Origin of the sequence: Paracoccus sp. J39, from assembly GCF_000518925.1 — a bacterium.
Lineage (GTDB): Bacteria > Pseudomonadota > Alphaproteobacteria > Rhodobacterales > Rhodobacteraceae > Paracoccus.
The window spans coordinates 190,859-211,968 of record NZ_JAEN01000005.1 but is presented as its reverse complement, the minus strand read 5'-3'; the positions used below and the strand labels follow the sequence as shown (position 1 = coordinate 211,968).

General features: G+C 69.4%; 15 protein-coding genes. 2 read left to right on the top strand and 13 right to left on the bottom strand.

Annotation, left to right across the window (positions count from 1 at the left end; genetic code table 11):
• Positions 1-34 precede the first annotated feature (34 nt).
• Positions 35-373 carry a carboxymuconolactone decarboxylase family protein gene (locus L632_RS0107325; protein WP_028713836.1) on the top strand — a complete coding sequence of 113 codons (339 nt, stop codon included), beginning with the start codon at positions 35-37 and terminating at the stop codon, positions 371-373.
• Positions 374-438: 65 nt separating this feature from the next.
• Here the strand turns inward: L632_RS0107325 and L632_RS0107320 are convergent, their stop codons facing one another.
• From L632_RS0107320 to nadA, 10 genes are all read right to left on the bottom strand, one after another.
• Positions 439-2,070 carry an alpha-D-glucose phosphate-specific phosphoglucomutase gene (locus L632_RS0107320; protein ID WP_028716550.1) on the bottom strand — a complete coding sequence of 544 codons (1,632 nt, stop codon included), beginning with the start codon at positions 2,068-2,070 and terminating at the stop codon, positions 439-441.
• 10 nt (positions 2,071-2,080) lie between these two features.
• Positions 2,081-3,916: a 4-alpha-glucanotransferase gene (locus L632_RS0107315; protein WP_028716549.1), complete on the bottom strand. Its 1,836-nt coding sequence runs from the start codon at positions 3,914-3,916 to the stop codon at positions 2,081-2,083.
• A complete protein-coding gene (glgX, locus tag L632_RS0107310; protein ID WP_028716548.1) occupies positions 3,909-6,002 on the bottom strand; it encodes a glycogen debranching protein GlgX in 2,094 nt (697 codons plus the stop codon). The genes L632_RS0107315 and glgX overlap by 8 nt, the downstream gene beginning before the upstream one ends.
• Complete coding sequence (gene glgA, locus L632_RS0107305; RefSeq protein ID WP_028716547.1) at positions 6,002-7,402, bottom strand: glycogen synthase GlgA; 1,401 nt, start codon at positions 7,400-7,402, stop codon at positions 6,002-6,004. The genes glgX and glgA overlap by 1 nt, the downstream gene beginning before the upstream one ends.
• Positions 7,399-8,661: a glucose-1-phosphate adenylyltransferase gene (gene glgC / locus L632_RS0107300; protein ID WP_084648067.1), complete on the bottom strand. Its 1,263-nt coding sequence runs from the start codon at positions 8,659-8,661 to the stop codon at positions 7,399-7,401. Before glgC ends, glgA begins: the two co-directional genes overlap by 4 nt.
• A gap of 43 nt (positions 8,662-8,704) precedes the next feature.
• Entirely contained in the window at positions 8,705-10,900 is a 2,196-nt protein-coding gene (gene glgB / locus L632_RS0107295) for a 1,4-alpha-glucan branching protein GlgB (protein ID WP_028716545.1), read from the bottom strand.
• Positions 10,901-10,917: 17 nt separating this feature from the next.
• Positions 10,918-13,314: a glycogen/starch/alpha-glucan phosphorylase gene (locus L632_RS0107290; protein ID WP_028716544.1), complete on the bottom strand. Its 2,397-nt coding sequence runs from the start codon at positions 13,312-13,314 to the stop codon at positions 10,918-10,920.
• 246 nt (positions 13,315-13,560) lie between these two features.
• Positions 13,561-14,412, bottom strand: a complete 852-nt coding sequence (gene nadC / locus L632_RS0107285) for a carboxylating nicotinate-nucleotide diphosphorylase (protein ID WP_028713844.1) — start codon at positions 14,410-14,412, stop codon at positions 13,561-13,563.
• Positions 14,409-15,974, bottom strand: a complete 1,566-nt coding sequence (locus tag L632_RS0107280; RefSeq protein WP_028713845.1) for an L-aspartate oxidase — start codon at positions 15,972-15,974, stop codon at positions 14,409-14,411. Before L632_RS0107280 ends, nadC begins: the two co-directional genes overlap by 4 nt.
• Before the next feature lies 1 nt (position 15,975).
• A complete protein-coding gene (gene nadA, locus L632_RS0107275) occupies positions 15,976-17,028 on the bottom strand; it encodes a quinolinate synthase NadA (RefSeq protein ID WP_028713846.1) in 1,053 nt (350 codons plus the stop codon).
• Positions 17,029-17,299: 271 nt separating this feature from the next.
• On the opposite strand from nadA, the gene L632_RS0107270 reads away from it, so the two are divergent.
• Positions 17,300-18,064, top strand: coding sequence for an IclR family transcriptional regulator (locus tag L632_RS0107270; protein WP_028713847.1), 765 nt, complete (start codon positions 17,300-17,302; stop codon positions 18,062-18,064).
• Between the two features lie 5 nt (positions 18,065-18,069).
• On the opposite strand, the gene L632_RS0107265 is transcribed toward L632_RS0107270, so the two are convergent.
• The 3 genes from L632_RS0107265 to L632_RS0107255 all read right to left on the bottom strand — a co-directional run bounded on the left by L632_RS0107265 (position 18,070) and on the right by L632_RS0107255 (position 21,067).
• A complete protein-coding gene (locus L632_RS0107265; protein ID WP_028716543.1) occupies positions 18,070-18,705 on the bottom strand; it encodes an aminotransferase class IV family protein in 636 nt (211 codons plus the stop codon).
• A complete protein-coding gene (locus L632_RS0107260; protein WP_028713849.1) occupies positions 18,657-19,790 on the bottom strand; it encodes an aminodeoxychorismate synthase component I in 1,134 nt (377 codons plus the stop codon). The genes L632_RS0107265 and L632_RS0107260 overlap by 49 nt, the downstream gene beginning before the upstream one ends.
• A gap of 104 nt (positions 19,791-19,894) precedes the next feature.
• On the bottom strand, positions 19,895-21,067 hold the full coding sequence (locus tag L632_RS0107255) for a Gfo/Idh/MocA family protein (protein WP_156929504.1): 1,173 nt from the start codon (positions 21,065-21,067) through the stop codon (positions 19,895-19,897).
• Between the last annotated feature and the right edge of the window lie 43 nt (positions 21,068-21,110).

Genomic DNA, 21,110 nt, shown 5'->3' with positions numbered 1-21,110 from the left:
CTAGCACGGGCCTGCCGGAAAAGGAGGGCGATCCATGAGCTACAAGACCAAGATCGACGGAATGCGGGGCGAGTTGCGGGTGATGAACAGGGCCATCCCCGAGGCGATGCAGGGATTCGGCGTGCTGTCGAAGGCGGTGCATGACGGCGGCGCGCTGGACCTCAGGACAAAGGAGATGATCGCGCTCGGCATGGCCGTCGTGCAGCGTTGCGAGCCCTGCATCCTGTTCCATGTCGAGGCGTTGATGAAGGCCGGCGCCAGCCGCGAGGAACTGGCCGAGGTGCTGGCCATGGCGATCCAGATGAGCGGCGGGCCGGGCATGATGTATGCCGGCCACGCGCTGGCCTGCTGGGACGAACTGGCGGCGGGCTGATCCCGCCGCCGCATTTCCGACAAGGCCGTTTCGGCGTTTCGACCCGGGCCGAAGGCACCGCCCGGTCAGGTGATGACGTCGGGCTGGGTGCGGCCGGTGCGCTCGCGGATGCCGGCGATCTCGTCGGCGGCGGCGATGATGCCGGCCAGCGCGCCCTGCGGCTCGTCCTGCATCCGGGCCGGGTCGGTCTCGACCCGCTCCAGGTAGACGCGCAGCGTCGCGCCCTCCGTCCCGGTGCCCGAGAGCCGCAGCACGATGCGCCCGCCGCCCTCGGTCAGGATGCGCAGGCCCTGGCCTTCGGTGCGCGAGCCGTCCACCGGGTCGTCATAGGCGAACTCGTCCGCCGCCTCGATGCGCAGCCCGGCGGCGGACTGGCCGGGCAGATCGGCCAGGCGCGCGCGCAGCGCCGCCATCAGCTCGCCGGCGGCGCCGGCATCCACCGCCTCGTAATCGTGGCGGGAATAATAGTTGCGGCCGTATTGCGTCCAGTGGTCCTGCATGATCTCGGCCACCGACTGCCGGCGCTCGGCCAGCAGGTTCAGCCAGAACAGCACCGCCCAAAGCCCGTCCTTTTCCCGCACATGGTCCGAGCCGGTGCCGGCGCTTTCCTCGCCGCAGAGCGTCGCCTTGCCGGCGTCGAGCAGGTTGCCGAAGAACTTCCAGCCGGTCGGCGTCTCGTAGCAGGCCACGCCCAGGCTTTCCGCCACCCGGTCCAGCGCCCGCGAGGTCGGCATGGACCGCGCCACGCCCTTGAGGCCCCCGGCATAGGCCGGGACCAGCGTCGCATTCGCCGCCAGCACCGCAAGGCTGTCCGAGGGCGTGACATAGCAGTTGCGGCCGACGATCATGTTGCGGTCGCCGTCGCCATCCGAGGCGGCGCCGAAATCCGGCGCGTCGGGACCGAACATCGCGTCCATCAGCTCCTTGGCCCAGATCGGGTTCGGATCGGGATGGCCGCCGCCGAAATCGGGCTTCGGGACGGCATTCACCACCGAGCCCGCGGGCGCGCCCAGCTCGCCTTCCAGGATCGCCCTGGCATAGGGGCCGGTCACCGCGTGCATGGCGTCGAAGCGGATGCGGAAGCCGTCCGCGAACAGCGCGCGGATCTTGGCGAAATCGAAGATCGAGCGCATCAGCTCGGCATAGTCGGCGACGGGATCGACGACCTCGATCTCCATGCCGCCCAGGGTCGTGATGCCCGGCCGGGACAGGTCGACGTCCTGCGCGTCGAGGATACGGTATTCGGTCAGGGTCTTGGTGGCCCCGAAGATCGCCTCGGTCACCGGCTCGGGGGCCGGGCCGCCATTGCCGATATTGTATTTGACGCCGAAATCCTCGGTCGGGCCGCCGGGATTGTGGCTGGCGGACATGATGATGCCGCCATCCGCCCCGCGCAGCCGGATCAGGTGCGAGGCGGCGGGGGTGGAAAGCAGCGCGCCCTGCCCGACGATCACCTTCTTCGCGCCGCTGGCCGCCGCCATGCGCAGGATGACCTGCGCGGCGCGGTCGCCGAAATAGCGCCCGTCGCCGCCCAGCACATAGGTCTTGCCCGCGGCGCCGCCGGTGCCGTTCCAGATCGCCTGCACGAAGTTTTCCAGGTAATGCGGCTGCATGAAGACCGGGGTCTTCTTGCGCAGGCCCGAGGTGCCGGGCTTTTGCCCCGCGATGGGCTTGGTCGGGACGGTGTGAACGGTCATTGACCTCTCCTTAGCGTTCGTGGTCGCGCATGATGCTGGCAGTCCGCGCGACCGAGGGCAATGCCGGGAAATCCCCGGCCGCCACCGGCAGGCGCAGTTGCCAGTTCGGATATTCGCCGACCGTGCCGGGCAGGTTCGGCTGGTCGGCCCTGTCGAGCAGCGGTTCCGCCTGCACCGCCACCAGACGCGACGGCGTGCGGGCCAGGAAGCCGTGCAGCGCATCGATACCGGGATCGGGCAGCAGCCGGTCGAAGGCGGCGACCTCCTCGGCGCGTTCTTGCTGCCCGGCGGCGGTTTCCTGCCCGGCGATGCGGGCGCGGGCATCGACGTCGGCGCCCTGCCGCCAGCCGCGCCAGGTCGGCAGGTCGTGGGTCGAGAAGCTGGCGATGGCGTCCCGGTCATAGGATTCGGCCGGGCGGAAGGCGGGCGGATGCCAGCCGTCGCGCTCGAACATCGCCACGCGGCAGCCGAGGATGCCGGAAACCGCCAGCGCCTCGCGCAGGCCGTCGGGGATGTTGCCCAGATCCTCGCCGACGATCACCGCATTGCCGGCGCGCGCCGCCTCGATCCGGGCCACGGCCAGCATGGCGTCGCGCGGCATGGCGACATAGGCGCCGGGCGCGGCGGCCGGCACCCAATAGGCGCGCTCGAAGCCCAGGATGTGGTCGATGCGCAGCACGCCGGCGAATTGCAACTGGCGGCGCAGGGTCTCGGCCAGCGGCGCATAGGCTTGGGCGCGCAGGCCCAAGGGGTTGAAGGGTGCCAGCGACCAGTTCTGCCCCTGCGGCGCGAAGGCGTCGGGCGGCGCGCCGAGCGAGGCGCCGAAGGCGAAGCTCGCGCGATCCTCCCAGGTTTCGGCGCCGAAGGGATGGGTGCCGACAGCGAGGTCGAGATAGAGCCCATGCGCCATGCCGCCGTCGCGCGCCGCCTGCCCGGCCGCCGCCAAGGCCCGCTCGGCCCGCCATTGCAGCCAGGCGTGAAAGCGCATCTCGCCCGCGAGTTCGGCCCGCGCGGCGATGGCGGCGGGCGTGTCGGGCGAGGCGAGGGTCGCCGGCCAGTCGCCCCAGAAGGCCCCCAGCCGGGCCGAGAGCGCCTGATGCAGGGCGAAGCGTTGCAGGCCCTCGCCCTCCGCCGCCTGCCAGGTGTCGAAACCGGGATCGCCGGGAAAGGCGTCGTATTCCGCCCGCAGCGCCGCCCTGCGGGCGGGGATCTCGCGGGCATAGTCGATGCGCGGGCCGGTGGTGCCGGGGCCGCCGGGCAGGTGGATCACGTTCAGCCGCCGGCGATGCGAGGGGGTATAGGGGCTGAAAAGCTGCGGCTCGGTCGGAAAGCCGGCATGGACCGGGTTGATGCCCAGAAATGCCGCCCCTTGCCGGCCCATCCCCTTGGCCAGCACCGCAAGGTCGGCATAGCTGCCGATCCCGCTTTCCGAAATGCCGTAAAGCGGTGCGACCAGCCCCCAGCAGCGCGCCGGCCCCGGCAGGCGCGGCGGCGCGGCGAGCAGCGTATAGTCCCGGCCCCCGGCCCGCAGGCGGTGGATGCCCAGCGGCAGCTCGGGCAGCTGGCCGTTTCCCTCGGCCTCGGTGCCATCCTCGAAGGTCAGCCGCCAGTCGCCGACGGCCAGGTCCGGGCGCGCACCGGCGGCGCAGATCACGTCCTGCGGCAGGCGGTCGGCATGGTCGTCCAGCGCCGCCTGCGCCTCGGCCGCGGTGGGCACGGCAAGGCCCATGGCGGCAAGCAGCGCCACCGCCGTCTCGACCGAGGTCTCGCGCCATTGCCCGGCAAGGTCGTGAAAGCCCGGCAGCACGCCCATGCGCCCGGCCAGGGTCAGGCGCGGATCAGTCATCCTCGCGCTCCAGATCGAAGGCGAGCACGGACTGGCCGTCCACCGCCAGCCGCTCGGCCTCGACCACATGCGGGGCCAGGTCGGGGCGGCTGGTATCCAGGTGCAGCCGCCAGCGCCAGCCCTCGGGGCGCTCGGGCAGCACCACATCCAGCGGGGCGCCGTTGTTGAAGACCAGAAACAGCGCCTCCTCGCGCTGCGCATAGTCGGGGGTGCCGGCGGCCATGCGCAGCTCGGCACAAAGCACGCGCAGCTCGGGGTTGCCCCAATCGGCCGGGGTCATCTGCGCGCCGTCCGGGCGCAGCCAGAACAGGTCGGGCAGCCCGTCGGTCAGTCGCGGGCGCGAATGAAGGAAGCGTTTCTGCCGCAGGATCGGATGGGCGCGGCGAAAGGCGATCAGCCGGCGGGTGAAGTCCAGGAAGGCCGGGTCGGCGCCCTGCCATTGCACCCAGCCGATCTCGTTGTCCTGGCAATAGGCGTTGTTGTTGCCGGCCTGCGAATTGCCCAGCTCGTCCCCGGCCAGCAGCATCGGCGTGCCCTGCGACAAAAGCAGCGTCGCCAGCAGGTTGCGGCGTCGCCGCGCGCGGGCGTCCAGGATCGCGGGGTCGTCGCTGGACCCCTCGGCGCCCATGTTGTCCGAGAAATTCTCGGAATGGCCGTCGCGGTTCTCCTCGCCATTGGCGGCATTGTGTTTTTCGGAATAGCTGACCACGTCCATCAGCGTGAAGCCGTCATGCGCGGTCAGGAAGTTCACCGAAGCCGTGGCCGGCCGGCCGGAATGATCGAACTGCCGGGCGGAACCCGCCATGCGGTCGGCCAGTTCCGGCACCTGCCGGGCGTCGCCGCGCCAGAAGCGGCGGATGCCGTCGCGATACTTGTCGTTCCATTCCAGGAAGGGCGGCGGGAAGCCGCCCAGCTGATAGCCGCCGGGGCCGATGTCCCAGGGCTCGGCGATCAGCTTCACCCGCGTCAATACCGGGTCCTGCCGGATCGCATCGAAGAACGAGGCGCTGCGGTCGAAGCCGCCCCGCACCCGCCGGCCCAGCGTGGCGCAAAGGTCGAAGCGGAAGCCGTCCACATGCATGACCTCGACCCAATAGCGCAAGGAATCCATGACCATGCGCAGCACCATCGGGTGGTTGACGTTCAGCGTGTTGCCGGTGCCGGTGTCGTTGATGTAATAGCGCGGATCCTCTTGCAGCCGGTAATAGCTGCGATTGTCGAGGCCGCGGAAGCTCAGCGTCGGGCCAAGCTCGTTGCCCTCGCCGGTGTGGTTGTAGACCACGTCCATGATCACCTCGATGCCGGCGGCATGCATGCGGGCGACCATGTGCTGGAATTCGGCGATCTGGTCCTTGGCCAGATAGCGCGGATCGGGGGCGAAGAAGCCGAGCGTCTGGTAGCCCCAATAGTTCACCAGCCCCTTTTCCAGCAGGAAACGGTCGTTCAGGAAGGCCTGCGCCGGCAGCAGCTCCAGCGCGGTGATGCCCAGGGATTGCAGGTGATCGAGCACCGGGTCCGAGGCGAGGCCCAGGAATGTGCCGCGATGCGGCACGTCCGGGTGCAGCTGCGTCAGGCCCTTGACATGGGCTTCGTAGATCACCGTCTCGGCAATGTCGCGGTGCGGCGGCTGGTCGGGGCCCCAGGCGAAGGACGGGTCCTCGACCACGCAGCGCGGCATGAAGCGGGCGCTGTCGCGCTTGTCGAAGCTCAGGTCGCCCTCGGGCGCGCCGACCGTATAGCCCATCAGCGCGTCGTGCCAGACCGGATGCCGGGTCAGCCGCTTGGCATAGGGGTCGAGAAGCAGCTTGTGATAGTTGAAGCGGTGCCCCTCGGCCGGCGCATAGGGGCCGTCGGCGCGCAGCCCGTAAAGCTGGCCGGGGCGCAGGCCGGGGACATAGCCGTGCCAGACGTCGCCGTCGCGTTCCGGCAGGTCCAGCCGGTGCGTCTCGGCCCGGCCGTCGGGCGAAAACAGGCACAGCGTCACCCGCCGCGCATGTTCCGAGAACACGGCGAAGTTTACGCCCTCGCCGTCGAAGGTGGCGCCCAGCGGTTCCGCCCGGCCCTCGAGGATGCGCAGCTGGGTCATCAGGCGGCCATCGCCCCGAACAGATCGGCATAGGCGCGGGCGGAAGCGTCCCAGCCGACCGGTTGCGCCATGGCATTGCACATCATGCGCTGCCACACGGCAGGCTGGCGCCAGAGCGCGCAGAGCCGCGACAGCGCCCGGGACAGCGCCCGGGCATCGACCGGGTGGAATTGCACCCCGGTTGCCACGCCCGCAGCCAGCCCCGCCGCCGAGGCGTTGATGACGGTATCGGCCAGCCCGCCGGTCAGCGCCACCAGCGGCAGGGTGCCGAAGCGCAGCCCGTAAAGCTGCGTCAGCCCGCAAGGCTCGAAGCGCGAGGGCACCAGGATGGCGTCGCCGCCGGCGATCATGCGGCGCGACAGCGGCTCGTCATAGCCCAGCCGCAGCGCAACGCCGGGATGGCGGGCGGCGGCCTGCGAAAACGCCGCTTCCAGCCCGGGGTCGCCCGAGCCCAGCACCGCAAGCTGGCCGCCGTTTTCCAGCAGCGCCGGCAGCGCCTCGATCAGCAGGTCCAGCCCCTTCTGCCCGGTCAGGCGCGAGACGACCACGCAAAGCGGCCCCTCGGCCTCGGGCAGGCCGAATTCCTTGCGCAGCGCCGCGCGATGCGGCGCCTTGCCTTCGGGCGTGGCATAGGGCGGCTTCCAGGCGTCCAGATCGATGCCGTTCAGGATGCCGGTGAAATCGCCGGCGCGGTCGGCCAGCACGCCCTCCATCCCCATGCCGAATTCCGGGGTCATCAGCTCTTCGGCATAGGTCGGGCTGACGGTCGAGACCTTGTCGGCAAAGACGATCCCCGCCTTCAGCGCCGAGATCCGGCCCCAGTATTCGAAGCCGCGCGGGTTGAAGAGATGCGCCGGCAGTTGCAGCGCCGAGAGCATATGCGCCGGCGCGAGGCCCTGAAAGGCGATGTTGTGGATGGTCAGCAGCGTCCTGACGTCGCGTATTCCGGCCTGGCGCAGATAGACAGGGGCCAGCCCCGCCTGCCAGTCGTGCAGGTGCAGCACCTGCGGGCGCCAGTCCTCGACCCCCTCGGCGGCGATCAGGGCGGCGGCCTTGCAAAGCGCGGCGAAACGCTGCGGATTGTCGGGCCAGTCGCGGCCGTCCGGCCCCAGATAGATGCCGCCCTGCCGGTCGAAAAGATGCGGCGCATCGAGGATGTAAAGCACCGCATCCCCCAGCGCGCCGCGCCGGATGCAGGCCGGGCCGCCGAACAGCTCGGGGATCTCGCGCAGCACCGGCGCCTTGGCCTGCGCGGCCAGCACCGCCGGATAGCCGGGCAGCAGCACCCGCATCCCGACCCCGTGCCCGGCCAGCGCCGCCGGCAGCGCACCCGCCACGTCGGCAAGGCCCCCGGTCTTGACCAGCGGCACGCATTCCGAGGCGACGGACAGAACCCTCATAAAGACGCTTCCCTTCGATCCAGCATGTCCTGCGTGATCAGCGTGACGCCGCCTTCCGAGACGCGGAACCATTTCGCGTCCTCGTCGGGGTCCTCGCCGACCACGAGCCCTTCGGGGATTCTGACGGCGCGGTCAATGACCACATTGGTCAAACGCGCGTGTCGGGCAACATTGGCGTAAGGCAGCACCACCGCGCGTTCCAGGCTGGAATAGGAATTGGTATGGACCTGGGTGAACAACAGCGACTCGCGGATCTCGCTGCCCGAGATGATGCAGCCGCCCGAGATCAGCGAGCTGACGGCGCTGCCGCGGCGATCCGGCTCGTCATGGATGAACTTGGCGGGCGGCACCAGCTCGGAATAGGTCCAGATCGGCCAGTCGCGGTCCCAGAGGTTCAGGTCGGGGTTGAAGTCGGTCAGGTCGATATTCGCCCGCCAGAAGGCGTCGACCGTGCCCACGTCGCGCCAATAGACCGGATCCTCGGGCGCACGCACGCAGCTGTCGGCAAAGCGATGCGCCTGCGCCTTGCCGTTCCTGACGATCTGCGGGATCAGGTCGTTGCCGAAATCGTGGCTGGAATTGTCGTCCTGCATGTCGCGGATCAAGAGGTCGCGCAGGAAGTCCCAGCGGAACACGTAGATGCCCATCGAGGCCAGCGTCACATCCGGGTCGTCGGGCGTGCCGGGCGGGTCCTTGGGCTTTTCCAGGAAGCTGGTGATGACGTCCTTGCCGTCCACCGCCATGACGCCGAAGGCCGAGGCCTCGGCCCGCGGCACGGTCAGGCAGCCGATGGTTACGTCCGCGCCCGCCTCGACATGGTGGCGGATCATCAGCTCGTAATCCATCTTGTAGATATGGTCGCCGGCCAGGATCAGCACATAGTCCACGCCATAGCTGTCGATGATGTCGATGTTCTGCGCCACCGCATCCGCCGTGCCGCGATACCACATCGATTCGTCGTAACGCTGGGACGCGGGCAGGATGTCGAGGAATTCGTTGCGTTCGGCGCGGAAGAAGTTCCAGCCGCGCTGGACATGGCGGATCAGGCTGTGGGCCTTGTATTGCGTGGCCAGCGCCATCTTGCGGATGCCCGAGTTCAGCGCGTTCGACAGCGCGAAGTCGATGATCCGCGACTTGCCGCCGAAATAGACCGCGGGCTTGACCCGCTTGTCGGTCAGCTCGCGCAGGCGCGAACCGCGGCCGCCGGCCAGAATGAAGGCCATGGATCGTCTGGAAAGCCTTTCCTCACGCTGGGCCATCTCTATCCCCTCCCTCTTTACCCGGCGCCTGCGCGCGGGATGGTTACACCGTATCGTCCTTCACGAAGATCAGCGTCGAAAGCGGCGGCAGCACCAGGTCGGCATGGGCGGGCTGGCCATGGCTCTCGCCCGGCAGGGCGGCGACGCGGCCCAGATTGCCGCGCCCGGCCCCGCCATAGACCTCGGCATCGGTGTTCAGCACCTCTCGCCACCGGCCCGCCTGCGGAAAGCCCATGCGCCAGCCGCTGCGCTCGACCGGGGTGAAGTTGCAGACCACCACCACCTCGGGATCGCCCGGGCCGCCGCGCCGGATCCAGGCATAGATGGAATGGGCCGCGTCATTGGCCTCGATCCACTGGAAGCCGGCGCCGTCGCAATCCTTCGCGTAAAGCGCGGGCGTTGCGCGATAGATGGCGTTCAGGTCGCGCACCAGCAATTGCATGCCGTAATGCAGCGGGTTGCCGATGCAGGCCCAGTCGATCTCGGCATCGTGGTTCCATTCCGAGCCTTGGGCGAACTCCTGGCCCATGAACAGCAGCTTCTTGCCCGGATGGCCCCACATGAAGCCGTAATAGGCGCGCAGGTTGGCGAATTTCTCCCATTCGCTGCCGGGCATCCTGGTCAGCATCGAGCCCTTGCCGTGCACCACCTCGTCATGGCTGATCGGCAGGATGAAATTCTCGGAAAAGGCGTAATGCAGGCCGAAGGTCATCTGGTGGTGATGGTGCTTGCGATGGATCGGCTCGCGCTTGATGTAATCCAGCGTGTCGTTCATCCAGCCCATGTTCCACTTGAAGCCGAAGCCCAGGCCCCCTTCATGCACCGGCCGCGAGACCTTGGGGTAGCTGGTCGATTCCTCGGCCACGGTCATGATGCCCGGTTCCTCGCCATAGGTCAGGCGGTTCATCTCCTGCAGCATGGCGATGGCTTCGTAATTCTCGCGCCCGCCGTCCTTGTTGGGGATCCATTGCCCCTCGGCGCGGGAATAATCGCGATAGAGCATCGAGGCCACCGCATCCACCCGCAGCCCGTCGAGGTGATATTCCCGAAGCCAATAAAGTGCGTTCGAGGTCAGGTAGTTCATCACCTCGGCCCGGCCGTAATTATAGATCAGGGTGTTCCAGTCCTGATGAAAACCCTCGCGCGGGTCGGCATGTTCGTAAAGCGCGGTGCCGTCGAACTGCACCAGCCCATGCGGATCGGTCGGGAAATGGCCCGGCACCCAGTCCAGGATCACCCCCAGCCCCGCCTTGTGCGCCGCGTTCACCAGGTCGCGGAATTCGTGCGGCGGGCCGAAGCGGATCGTCGGCGCAAACAGCCCGACCGGCTGATAGCCCCATGAGCCGTCGAAGGGATATTCGCTGACCGGCAACAGCTCGATATGGGTAAAGCCCATGTCGCGGGCGTAATCGACCAGCTCCACCGCCGCCTCGCGGTAGGAGATCGGCCGGCCGCCGTCCTTCCTGCGCCAGCTGCCCAGATGCACCTCGTAGATCGAGATCGGGCGGTCGATGCGCTGCGCCTCGGCCCGCGTGCCCATCCAGCCGCCATCCGACCAGCCATAGCCCGCGATGTCGCGCACCACCGAGGCGGTGGCCGGCGGATGCTGGGCGCCGAAGCCGACCGGATCGGCCTTTTGCGCCAGCCCGCCATAGGCGCCGAGGATCTCGTATTTATAGGCCGTGTCCTCGCCCAGGCCGGGCATGAAGATCTCCCACACGCCGGTCGCGCCGCGCCGGCGCATGACATGGCGGCGGCCGTCCCAGGCGTTGAAATCCCCGATCAGCGAAACGCGGCGGGCATTGGGCGCCCAGACCGCGAAATGCGTGCCGCGCGTGCCCTGCTGTTCGATCACATGCGCGCCGAGCGCCTGCCAGAGCCGCTGGTGCCGCCCCTCGCCCAGCAGGTGTTCGTCAAGCTCGCCCAGGACCGGGCCGAAGCGATAGGCGTCCTCGACCAGCCATTCCTCACCGTCGCGGCGGCCCCGCAACAGATAGGGCTTCGCGCCCGGCACCTTGCCGTGGAACAGACCGGGATAGCCCTCGACCGGCGCCAGCGGATGCGCCTTGCCGCCTACGACGGCCGCCATCTCCTGCGCGCCGGGATCGAAGGCGGTGACATGGCGGACGCGGTCCCGCAGATGCGGGCCAAGGACCGCGAAGGGATCGTCGAAGCGCCCCGCGACGACGCGGTCCAGCACCGCGGGGTCGGCGACGTCTTTCGGGTCGATCTGCGCCATGGTTCCCCCTTGCGGCATCACTCCTGCCCGAGCAGGCTTTGCGCGTTCCAGATGTCCTGCATGTAGCCGCGGATGGTGCGATCCGACGAGAACCAGCCCGAGCGTGCCACGTTCAGCGCCGCCATGCGCGTCCATTCCGTGCGGTTGGCATAGGCGAAATCGACCTCGCGCTGCGCCCGCCAGTAATCGGCGAAATCCGAGGCGACGAGGAAATAATCCGCCCGCGTCAGGTTCTCGACGATATTCGCATAGCGGTCGGGCTCGCCCGCGCTGAAGGCGCCGCTGCGGATCGCCTCGACGGCGCGGGGCAGGCGCGGGTCGCCGGCGACCGCCTTCGCGGCATGATCGGGGACGGCGCGGCGGGCCTCGGCCTCTTCGGCGGTCAGGCCGAACAGGAAGAAGTTCTCGGCCCCCACGCGCTCGCGGATCTCGACATTGGCGCCGTCGAGCGTGCCGATGGTCGGCGCGCCGTTCAGGGCGAATTTCATGTTGCCGGTGCCCGACGCCTCCTTGCCGGCGGTGGAAATCTGTTCGGAGAGGTCGGCGGCCGGAATCAGCCGCTCGGCCAGGGTGACGTTGTAATTCGGCAGGTAGATCACCTGCAGCTTCCCGTTCGTGGCCGGATCGGCATTGATGACGGCGGCCACGTCGTTGATCAGCCGGATGATGTCCTTGGCGAAGAAGTAGCCGGGCGCCGCCTTGCCGCCGAAGATCTTGACCCGCGCCGTCCAGTCGGCCGAGGGGTTCTCGCGCATCTCCTGCCACAGCGCGATGGCTTCGAGGATGTTCAGATGCTGGCGCTTGTATTCGTGGATGCGCTTGATCTGCACGTCGAACAGCGCCTGCGGATTCAGCGTCACGCCATGTTCGCGGGTGATCCAGTCGCACAGGTCGGCCTTGTTGGCGGCCTTCACGGCGGCGAATTCCTCCAGCCAGCCGGCATCGGCGGCATGGGGTTCCAGCGCCTGCAACTGCTCCAGATCGCCCACCCAGCCGTCGCCGATGGTCTGGGTGATCAGCCGCGACAGGCGCGGATTGCAGCCCAGCAGCCAGCGCCTTGGGGTGACGCCGTTGGTCTGGTTCACGATGCGGTCGGGCCAGATGCGGTGCTGGTCGGCAAAGACCGTGGTCTTCATCAACCCGGTATGCAGGGCCGAGACGCCGTTGACGCGGTTCGACAGGATGAAGGACAGCTCGCCCATCCGCACCTTGCCATCGCCGCGCGCCGTGTTGCGGCGGTCGGAATGTTCGCGTGCATCCTCAGCGTCGATGCGGTCGATGATCTGCAGGTGGCGCGGCAGCAGGTCCGAAAACAGCCCCTCGCCCCAGCTTTCCAGCGCCTCGGGCAGCAGCGTGTGGTTGGTGTAGTTCACGCAGCCGCGGGTAATCGCCAGCGCCTCGTCGAAGGGCAGGCCGCGTTCGTCATGCAGGATGCGCAGCAGTTCCGGCGCGGCGACGGCCGGATGGGTGTCGTTCATCTGGATCGCCACCTTCTGCGGCAGCAGGCGCAGGTCGGCGTGATCGGCCTCGAAGCGGCGCAGGATGTCACGGATCGAGGCGGCCGAGAAGAAATATTCCTGCGTCAGCCGCAGCCGCTTGCCTGCTTCGGTCGAATCCTCGGGATAGAGCACGCGCGAGATGGTGCGCGCCAGCGCCTCGGCCTCGGCGGCCGCGGTGAAGTCGCCGGCGTTGAAGCGGTCCAGGTCGAAGGGATCCACCGCCCGCCCGGCCCAGAGCCGCAGCGTATTGGCCCAGGCCCCGCGCCAGCCGATGACCGGCGTGTCATAGGTCTCGGCCTGCACGAAATTCTCGGGCTCCCAGACCGCGCGGCCGTCGCGGGTCGCGACCCGGCCGCCGAAGCCCAGGGTGAAGCGCGCCTCGGGGCGTTCGAACTGCCAGACGAAGGGCTGTTCCAGCCAGTCCTCGGGCGCTTCCACCTGCCGCCCCTCGGCGAAGCTCTGGCGGAACAGCCCGTGTTCGTAGCGGATGCCGTAGCCATAGGCCGGGCAGCCCAGCGTGGCGAGCGACTCCATGAAGCAGGCTGCCAGCCGCCCCAGCCCGCCATTGCCGAGCGCCGCGTCGGGCTCGTCCAGCAGCACGTCGGAATAGGCGAGGCCGAAGCTTTCGATCGCCGCCTGCGCCTCGTCGGCCAGTTGCAGGTTGACGATATTGTCCTGAAGCAGCCGGCCGATCAGGAATTCCATCGACAGGTAATAGACCCGCTTGGCATCGGCGCGATAGGTGGCGCGGGTCGACGCCATCCAGCGGTCCACGATACGGTCGCGCACCGCATGGCTCAGCGCCAGCCGCCAGTCGAAAAGCTGCGCGTGATCCGGGTCCTTGCCCAGCGTATAGGTCAGGTGCCACAGCATCGCGTCGCGGAAATCGCTCTTGGGCATCTCGTCCTTGGCCATGCTTTCCCCTGTCCAGTCATCGCGCCCGCAAGGAAATCCGGGGCTTTCCCTCGACTCTGCTTAAAGCACGACAGACTGCAAGCCGTGCAAGGGAAAATGTTAGCGTTAACCGATTTTCGGCGGAACATGGCAGAAACGCCCCGGCCGGGCGGGGCGCCGAAAAACCCGGCCGCGACCGGTCATTTTCGAGATATCGGCTTCACGCTGCTGAACAGGTTCGGAATTCGCGGCCTGCCGGAATTTTGGTCAGAAATCCAGCCCCAGATCCAGCGTGCGGGCGGAATGGGTCAGCGCCCCGACCGAGATGTAGTCCACCCCCGTCGCCGCCACCTCGGCCACGCGGCCGAGTCGCATGTTGCCCGAGGCTTCCAGCACCACGCGGCCCGCGGTCATCGCCACCGCCTCGCGCAGGTCCGCCGTCTCCATGTTGTCCAGCAGCACGATATCGGCGCCGCCCTCCTCCAGCACCTCGGCGAGCTGGTCGAGGCGGTCCACCTCGATCTCGACCCGCATCATATGCGAGGCGCAGGCCTTCACGGCTTGCAGGACCGGCCGGATGCCGCCCGCCGCGGCGATGTGATTGTCCTTGATCAGGATCGCGTCCGACAGGCTGAAGCGGTGGTTGAAGCCGCCGCCATGCAGCACCGCCTGCTTCTCGACCAGCCGCAGGCCGGGGGTGGTCTTGCGGGTGCAGGTGATGCGCGCCTTCGTTCCCGCCGTCTCGGCCACGAATGCCGCCGTCTGGGTGGCGATGCCGGACAGCCGGCCGGCGAAGTTCAGCGCCACCCGTTCGGCCGAAAGGATCGAGGCCGCCTCGCCCTCGATCTCGGCCAGCGTGTCGCCGGGCTGGAAACGGCTGCCGTCGGGACGCTGGGGCCGCCAGTCCAGCGCGGGGTCGATCAGGCGAAAGGCGATGCCGGCCAGCTGCATCCCCGAGGCCACGCCCGCCTCGCGCGCCACGATCCGCGCCCGGTAACGGGTGCCGGCCGGGATCACCGTGCGGGTGGTGATGTCGCCATAGGTGCCCAGATCCTCGGTCAGCGCGGCGCGCAGCAGCGGCTCCAGCACCAGGTCGGGCAGCGGGGGCATCTCGGTCATGTCGTCTCCGGTTCAAGCGAGGCGCGCAGGGCCAGCGCCTGCGCCAGCGTCAGGCGCGAGCGGCGGCCTTCGGGCAGGGTCTGCGGGAAATCGGTGCGGCAATGCGCGCCGCGGCTTTCTTGCCGCATCAGCGCCGCGGCGGCGATCAGCGTGGCGGTGGCGGTCATGTTCAGCAGCGCCGGGCAATCGGGCTGCGCCGCCTCGATGGCGGCGATCTCGCGCAGGCAGCGGGTCAGGCCCCCGGCATCGCGCAAGACCCCCGCGCCCTCGGTCATGGCGCGGCGCAGGCGGGCGACCAGCGCCGGGTCGGGCACCGGGCCGGGCGGCAGGTCGGGCAGCGACACCGGGTCCGCGCCCTGCGCCGGGCCCAGCCGCGCCTCGATGGACAGCGCGCAGCGGCGGGCATAGACCAGCGCCTCCAGAAGCCCGTTCGAGGCCAACCGGTTGGCGCCGTGCAGCCCGGTCGAACTCGCCTCGCCGCAGACCCAGAGCCGGTCGAGGCTGGCGCTGCCGTCGCTGTCCACCGCCACGCCGCCCATGTGGTAATGCGCGGCCGCCGCCACCGGGATCGGCTCGCGCGTCGGGTCGATCCCCGCCCGCGCGCAGGCCCCCGCCACGGCCGGAAACTCGGTCAGGATGCGGTCGCCCAGGCAGGCGCGGGTGTCCAGCATCGGCCGCAGCCCGGCCTGGCTTTGCGCATAGATCGCACGCGCCACCACGTCGCGCGGCGCCAGTTCGGCATCGGGATGCACCGCCAGCATGAAGCGTTCGCCCAGCCGGTTGACCAGATGCGCGCCCTCGCCCCGCAGCGCCTCGGTCGCCAGCGGCGCCGGATCCTCGCCGCAATCGATGGCGGTGGGATGGAACTGCACGAATTCCGCATCGGCAATCTCGGCTCCGGCCCGCGCCGCCATGCCGATCACCTGGCCGCGGATGCGCGGCGGGTTGGTGGTCAGCGCATAAAGCCCGCCCGAGCCGCCGCCCGCCAGCAGCACCGCCGGCGCCCGGATCAGCAGCGGCGCCGAGCCTTGCGGGCCGGAAAGCGCCACCTCGACCCCCGTGACCCCGCCGTCCTCGACCCGCAGCCCGGTGGCCATGACGCCCTCCAGCACCTGCACCGAGGGGGCTTCGCGCAGGCAGGCGACCAGCGCCCGCATGATCTCGGCCCCGGCCTGGTCGCCGCGCACCCGCACGACGCGGGCGAAGCTGTGCGCCGCCTCGCGCGACAGCACATAGCCGCCATCCGGCCTGCGGTCGAAAGGGGTGCCGAGCCGGGTCAGGTCGAGGATATGCGCCCGCGCCTCCTCCGTGACCAGCGCCGCGACGGCGGGATCGACGGTGCCGGCGCCGGCGCGGAGCGTGTCGCGGGCATGGGCCTCGGCGCTGTCGGTGGGGTCCATGGCCGCCGCCACCCCGCCCTGCGCCCAGGCCGAGCTTGCGCCCTGGCCCAGCACCTCGGGCGAGATCATCAGCACCGGGCGCGGCGCCAGTTTCAGCGCCGCGTAAAGCGCGCCCAGGCCGGCGCCCACGATGACGACGCGGCCGGTCGAAACCTCGCGCACCTCAGGCTGCCAGACGCTGCGACAGGTCGATCATCCGCTGCACGGCCAGCCGGGCGCGATCCGCGACCTGGGGATCGACCTCGACCACGCCGGTCATGGTGTGCAGCGACCAGAGCACCTTTTCCAGGGTGATCTTCTGCATGTAGGGGCACATGTTGCAGGGCCCGAGGAATTCGACCTCGGGATTGGCGTCCGAGATGTTCGAGGCCATCGAGCATTCCGTGACCAGCATCACCTGCTTCGGCCGCTCGGCCTCGACCCAGTCCTGGATATTAGCGGTCGAGCCGGCATAATCGGCTTCGGCCACCACCTCGGGCGGGCATTCGGGATGGGCGATGATCTTCAGCCCCGGATTCCAGTCGCGGAAGTCGCGCAGGTCCTGCGCCGTGAACTGCTCGTGCACGATGCAGGCCCCGTCCCACCAGACGATGCGCTTCTGCGGCACCTTGTTGGCGACGTTCTGCGCCAGCCACTTGTCGGGCGTCATGATGATCGTCTCGGCATCCAGCGCCGCGACGATCTGCGCCGCATTGGCCGAGGTGCAGCAGATGTCGGACGCCGCCTTCACCTCGGCGGTGGTGTTGACATAGCTGACCACCGGCGCGCCGGGATAGCGGGCGCGCATCTCGGCGATGCCCTCGGCGGTGATGCTTTCGGCCAGCGAGCAGCCGGCCTCCATGTCGGGCATCAGCACAGTCTTTTGCGGGTTCAGGATCTTCGAGGTCTCGGCCATGAAATGCACGCCGCATTGCACGATCACCTGTTCCTCGACCTTGGTCGCGGCGATGGCCAGCGCCAGGCTGTCGCCCACCACGTCCGAGATGCCGTGATAGATCTGCGGCGTCATGTAATTATGCGCCAGCACCACGGCATTGCGTTCCTTTTTCAGCTTGTTGATCGCCGCGACATAGGGCGCATGGATCGCCCAGTCCGGCCAGGGCATGACGCGGCCCATCCGCGCATGGACATCGGCCATGCGCTCGGCAAGCTCGAGCGAGGGCTCGAGATCGTAATGCGAGCCGAGCTCGCTGCGGATGGTCGTCAGATCGAGCATTGGTCCCCCCACTCTGCCCGCGTCGCTGTCACCCCCGGGATATAATGCGACCGGCCCCGGATACCAGAGCCGTCAGAGCCCGTGAGTCGGGTTTCCTAACGGAAGGATGACGTTGGGGCAACGCAAATGCTACAGCGCAGCGAAGGCATGGGCAGTCCCCGGCCCTTCGCGCCGGGCGATCGGCGCCAAACGGCGCGGTTCGGCCCGGGCCGTCTGGACCTCCCGCCGTCCTGCGGTAAAAAGAACGGCGAAGTGATCGGGTTCCCAGGCCATGCAAGAGTTTCAAGACAGTTCCCAGGTTCCCCCCAGCCTGCGCAACCTCCAGATCCTGGAAGTGCTGGCCCGCGAAGCCCGGCCGCTGACCGCGACCGAGATCAATGCCAGCCTGGGCCTGCCCAAGCCGACCATCCACCGCCTCGTCGCCACGCTCGAACACGAGGGCTATCTGTCGCGCCAGCTCGACGGGCGCAGCTATCTGCCCGGCGACAAGCTGCGGCAGATGATGCTGGGGGTGATGCATGCCGCCCAGTTCGACCTGCCGCGGCATGACGTGCTGGTGCGGCTGTTCGCCTCGGTGGGCGAAACCTGCTCGATCTCGATCCCGGAAGGGGATTCGCTGGTCTATGTGGACCGGGTCGAGACCAGCTGGCCGCTGCGATTGGTGATCCGCCTGGGCACCCGCGTGCCGCTGCATGCCACCGCCGCCGGCAAGGTCTGTCTGGCCCATATGAATCCGCAAAGTCTCGAGCATTTCCTGCGCCATGCCCGGCTGCAGGCGCATACCCCGAACACCTTCGCCACCGCCGAAAGCCTGCGCGAGGAACTGGCCCGCATCCGCGCGCAGGGCCATGCCACCGACGAGCAGGAGTTCATTCCCGGCATGATCGGCGTCTCGGTGCCGGCGCTCGATGCGCGGGGGCGGGTGCTGGCGGCGCTGACCTTCCACGCGCCGGTCGAGCGCATGCCGATGGCGGTCGCCCTGACCCATCTGCCGGCGCTGAAGCGTGCGGCAAGCGAGCTGGCCGCGCTGGCCTGAACGGCTCAGCCCGCCCAGACGGCCGGGATCAGCCCGCGCAGCGCATTGCCGACCCACAGCCGGACGCGCGGCAGATCCCCGGCCGGCAGCACTTCCTCGCGGCAGGCGCCCTCGGCCAGCATCCCCGCCCGCAGCACGCCCGGCAAAAGGCCGCAGGACAGCGGCGGGGTGCAAAGCCCCTGCCCGCGGTCGAAGAAGACGGTGGTGATGGTGCCGTCGCAGACCTCGCCGCGCTCGTTCAGGAAGATCGCCTCCTCGATCCCCTCGGGCAGCGCGGCGCGGGCGGCGTCGTAATGCGCCCGGCGTGTGGTCTTGAGCCGCAGCCAGGGATCGCCCGAGCGAAGCCGGGTGCCGGCCAGCGCCAGCCGCCATTCCGGGCGCGACTGCGGCAGGGGCGCACGCGCCACCTCGATCCGCCCCAGGCGGTCCAGCGTCAGCCGCAGCCGCGCCGGATGGCCCTCGGGCGCGACCAGCGCGGCGCGGGCGGCCTGCGCGTCGCAGGGCCAGCCGAGCGCCCGCGCCCCCGCCGCCAGCCGCGCCAGATGCCCCTCGATCCGCGGGCAGCCGGCGCCGTCCCACAGCACCGTCTCGATCAGCCGCAGTTCGGGGTCGTCAGATCCTGCGCGTAGCGGGCTTTCCATAGCGCCTCCTCCCATTCGCCTTCCGCGGTCGAATCCTGCACCACGCCGCCGCCGACATTCAGCATGACCTCGCCATCCGGCCAGACCGACAGCGTGCGGATCGCCACCGAGAAACAGGCCGCCCCGTCCGGGGCCATCCAGCCGATCGCGCCGCAATAGACCCCGCGCGGAAACGGCTCGACCTCGCGGATGATCTGCATGGCGCGGATCTTGGGCGCGCCGGTGATCGAGCCGCAGGGAAACAGCGCCCGCATCATCGCGCCCAGATCGGCCGGCTGCGCAAGCTGACCGACCACGCGCGAACTCATCTGGTGCACGGTGGCGAAGCTGTCCACGGCGAAAAGCTCGGGCACCCGCACCGAGCCCAGGCGCGAGATGCGGGCAATGTCGTTGCGCAGCAGGTCCACGATCATCAGGTTCTCGGCCCGGTTCTTTTCCGATGCCGCCAGCGCCGCCGCCAAGGCCGCGTCGCGCGCCGGATCGGGGTCGCGCGGCGCGGTGCCCTTCATCGGCCGCGCCTCGATCCGGCCCTGCGCATCGAGGCGGAAGAACAGCTCGGGCGAGCGCGAGACCACCACCGGCCCCTGTCCCAGATCGGCATAGGCGCCGAATCCGACCGGCTGGCGCGCGGCCAGCGCGGCGTAAAGCTGCAGCGCCGAGCCGGAGACCAGGCGCGAGCCGATGGGAAAGGTCAGGTTGATCTGGTAGCAGTCGCCGGCCGCGATATAGTCGCGGGTGCGGGCAAAGACGGCCGCGTAATCCTGTTGCGAGATCATCGGCTTCAACGGTGCCAGCCGGGCCGCGTCCCCCGCCGGCAGCGGCGGCGCCGGTTCGGGCGCGTCATGGACGGCGAAAGCCATAAGCGGCGTGCGCCGGTCCGCCGGCATCTCGCGCGCCAGCACCGGCTCCAGCGCATAGCCCAGCTCATAGGACAGGTAGCCCGCGATCCAGGCCCCCTGCCGGCGCCGGGCCTCGAGATGGCCGAGCGCGGAGGCCACATCCTCGGGGCGGGTCACCACCAGCAATTCCCGCGGGTCCCGGAACAGGACCGGCCCGCCGTCAGGACCGAATTCGCAAAGGATCACGCGCGCCTCCATTCTCGGGGCGCGAGGTAGCATAGGCGGGACGGCGGGAACAATGGCCGCGATGGGAGCGGCGCGACAATGCGGCGGAAGGCGGGGGTTCCGGGCTAGAGCGCCAGCGCCACCCAGGCGCCGTTGCGCTTGCCGGAGCGCAGGCAGGCATCGACGAAGGCCACGCCCTCCAACCCCTCGCGGATGCCGGGAAACGTCACCGCCGGGTCGGGCGCCCTGCCCTCGCGACGGGCGAGGATGGCACGCGCCGCCTCGGCATAGATATTCGCGAAACCCTCCAGATAGCCCTCGGGATGGCCGGCGGGAATGCGGGTCAGGCGCGCGGCTTCAAGCCCCGTGCCGGCGCCGCCGCGCGACAGCCGATAGCGCGGCCGGCCCAGCGGCGTGACCCACAGGGCATTCGGCTCCTCCTGCGCCCATTCGATGCCGGCGCGGCTGCCATAGACCCGCAGCCGCAGCGCGTTCTCGCAGCCCGAGGCGACCTGCGAACACCACAGCATCCCGCGCGCCCCGCCCTGGTAGCGCAAGAGCACATGGCCGTTGTCGTCGACCGCCCGGCCCGGCACGAAGCTGTGCAGATCGGCGGCCAGCGCCTCCAGTTCCAGCCCGGTGACGAAGGCGGCCAGGTTGAAGGCATGGGTGCCGATGTCGCCGATGGCCCCGCCCGCGCCGGATCGCGCCGGATCGGTGCGCCAGCCGGCCTGCTTGTTGCCCGCCTGCTCGATGGGCTCGGCCAGCCAGTCCTGCGCGTATTCGACCTGCACCAGCCGGATCTCGCCCAGCTCGCCTGCCAAGGTCATGGCGCGGGCCTGCCGCACCATCGGATAGCCGGTATAGTTGTGCGTCAGCACGAACAGCGCATCCGAGCCTTCGGCCGCCTTGGCCAGCTTGCGCGCCTCGGGCAGGGACGCGGTCAGGGGCTTGTCGCAGATGACATGGATGCCGCGCTTCAGGAAGGCGCGGGCGACGGGGGCGTGCAGGTGGTTCGGGGTGACGATGGCCACCGCCTCGACCCCGTCCTTGCGCCGCGCCTCACGCATCGCCATCTGCGCAAAATCGCCATAGGCGCGGCTCACACCCAGCTCTGCCGCCGAGGCCGCGCTTTTTTCCGGCGTCGAGGAAAAACAGCCCGCGACCAGCTCATACCGGTCGTCGATGCGGGCGGCGATGCGGTGCACCGCGCCGATGAAGGCGCCCTGCCCGCCGCCGACCATCCCAAGGCGGATGCGGGGCGCGCGGCGGGCCTGCGCGGGAACGGTCTGGGTCATGCCATGCTCCTTGCAAGGTGTCCGGCGGCGGCAGGGAGGAGAG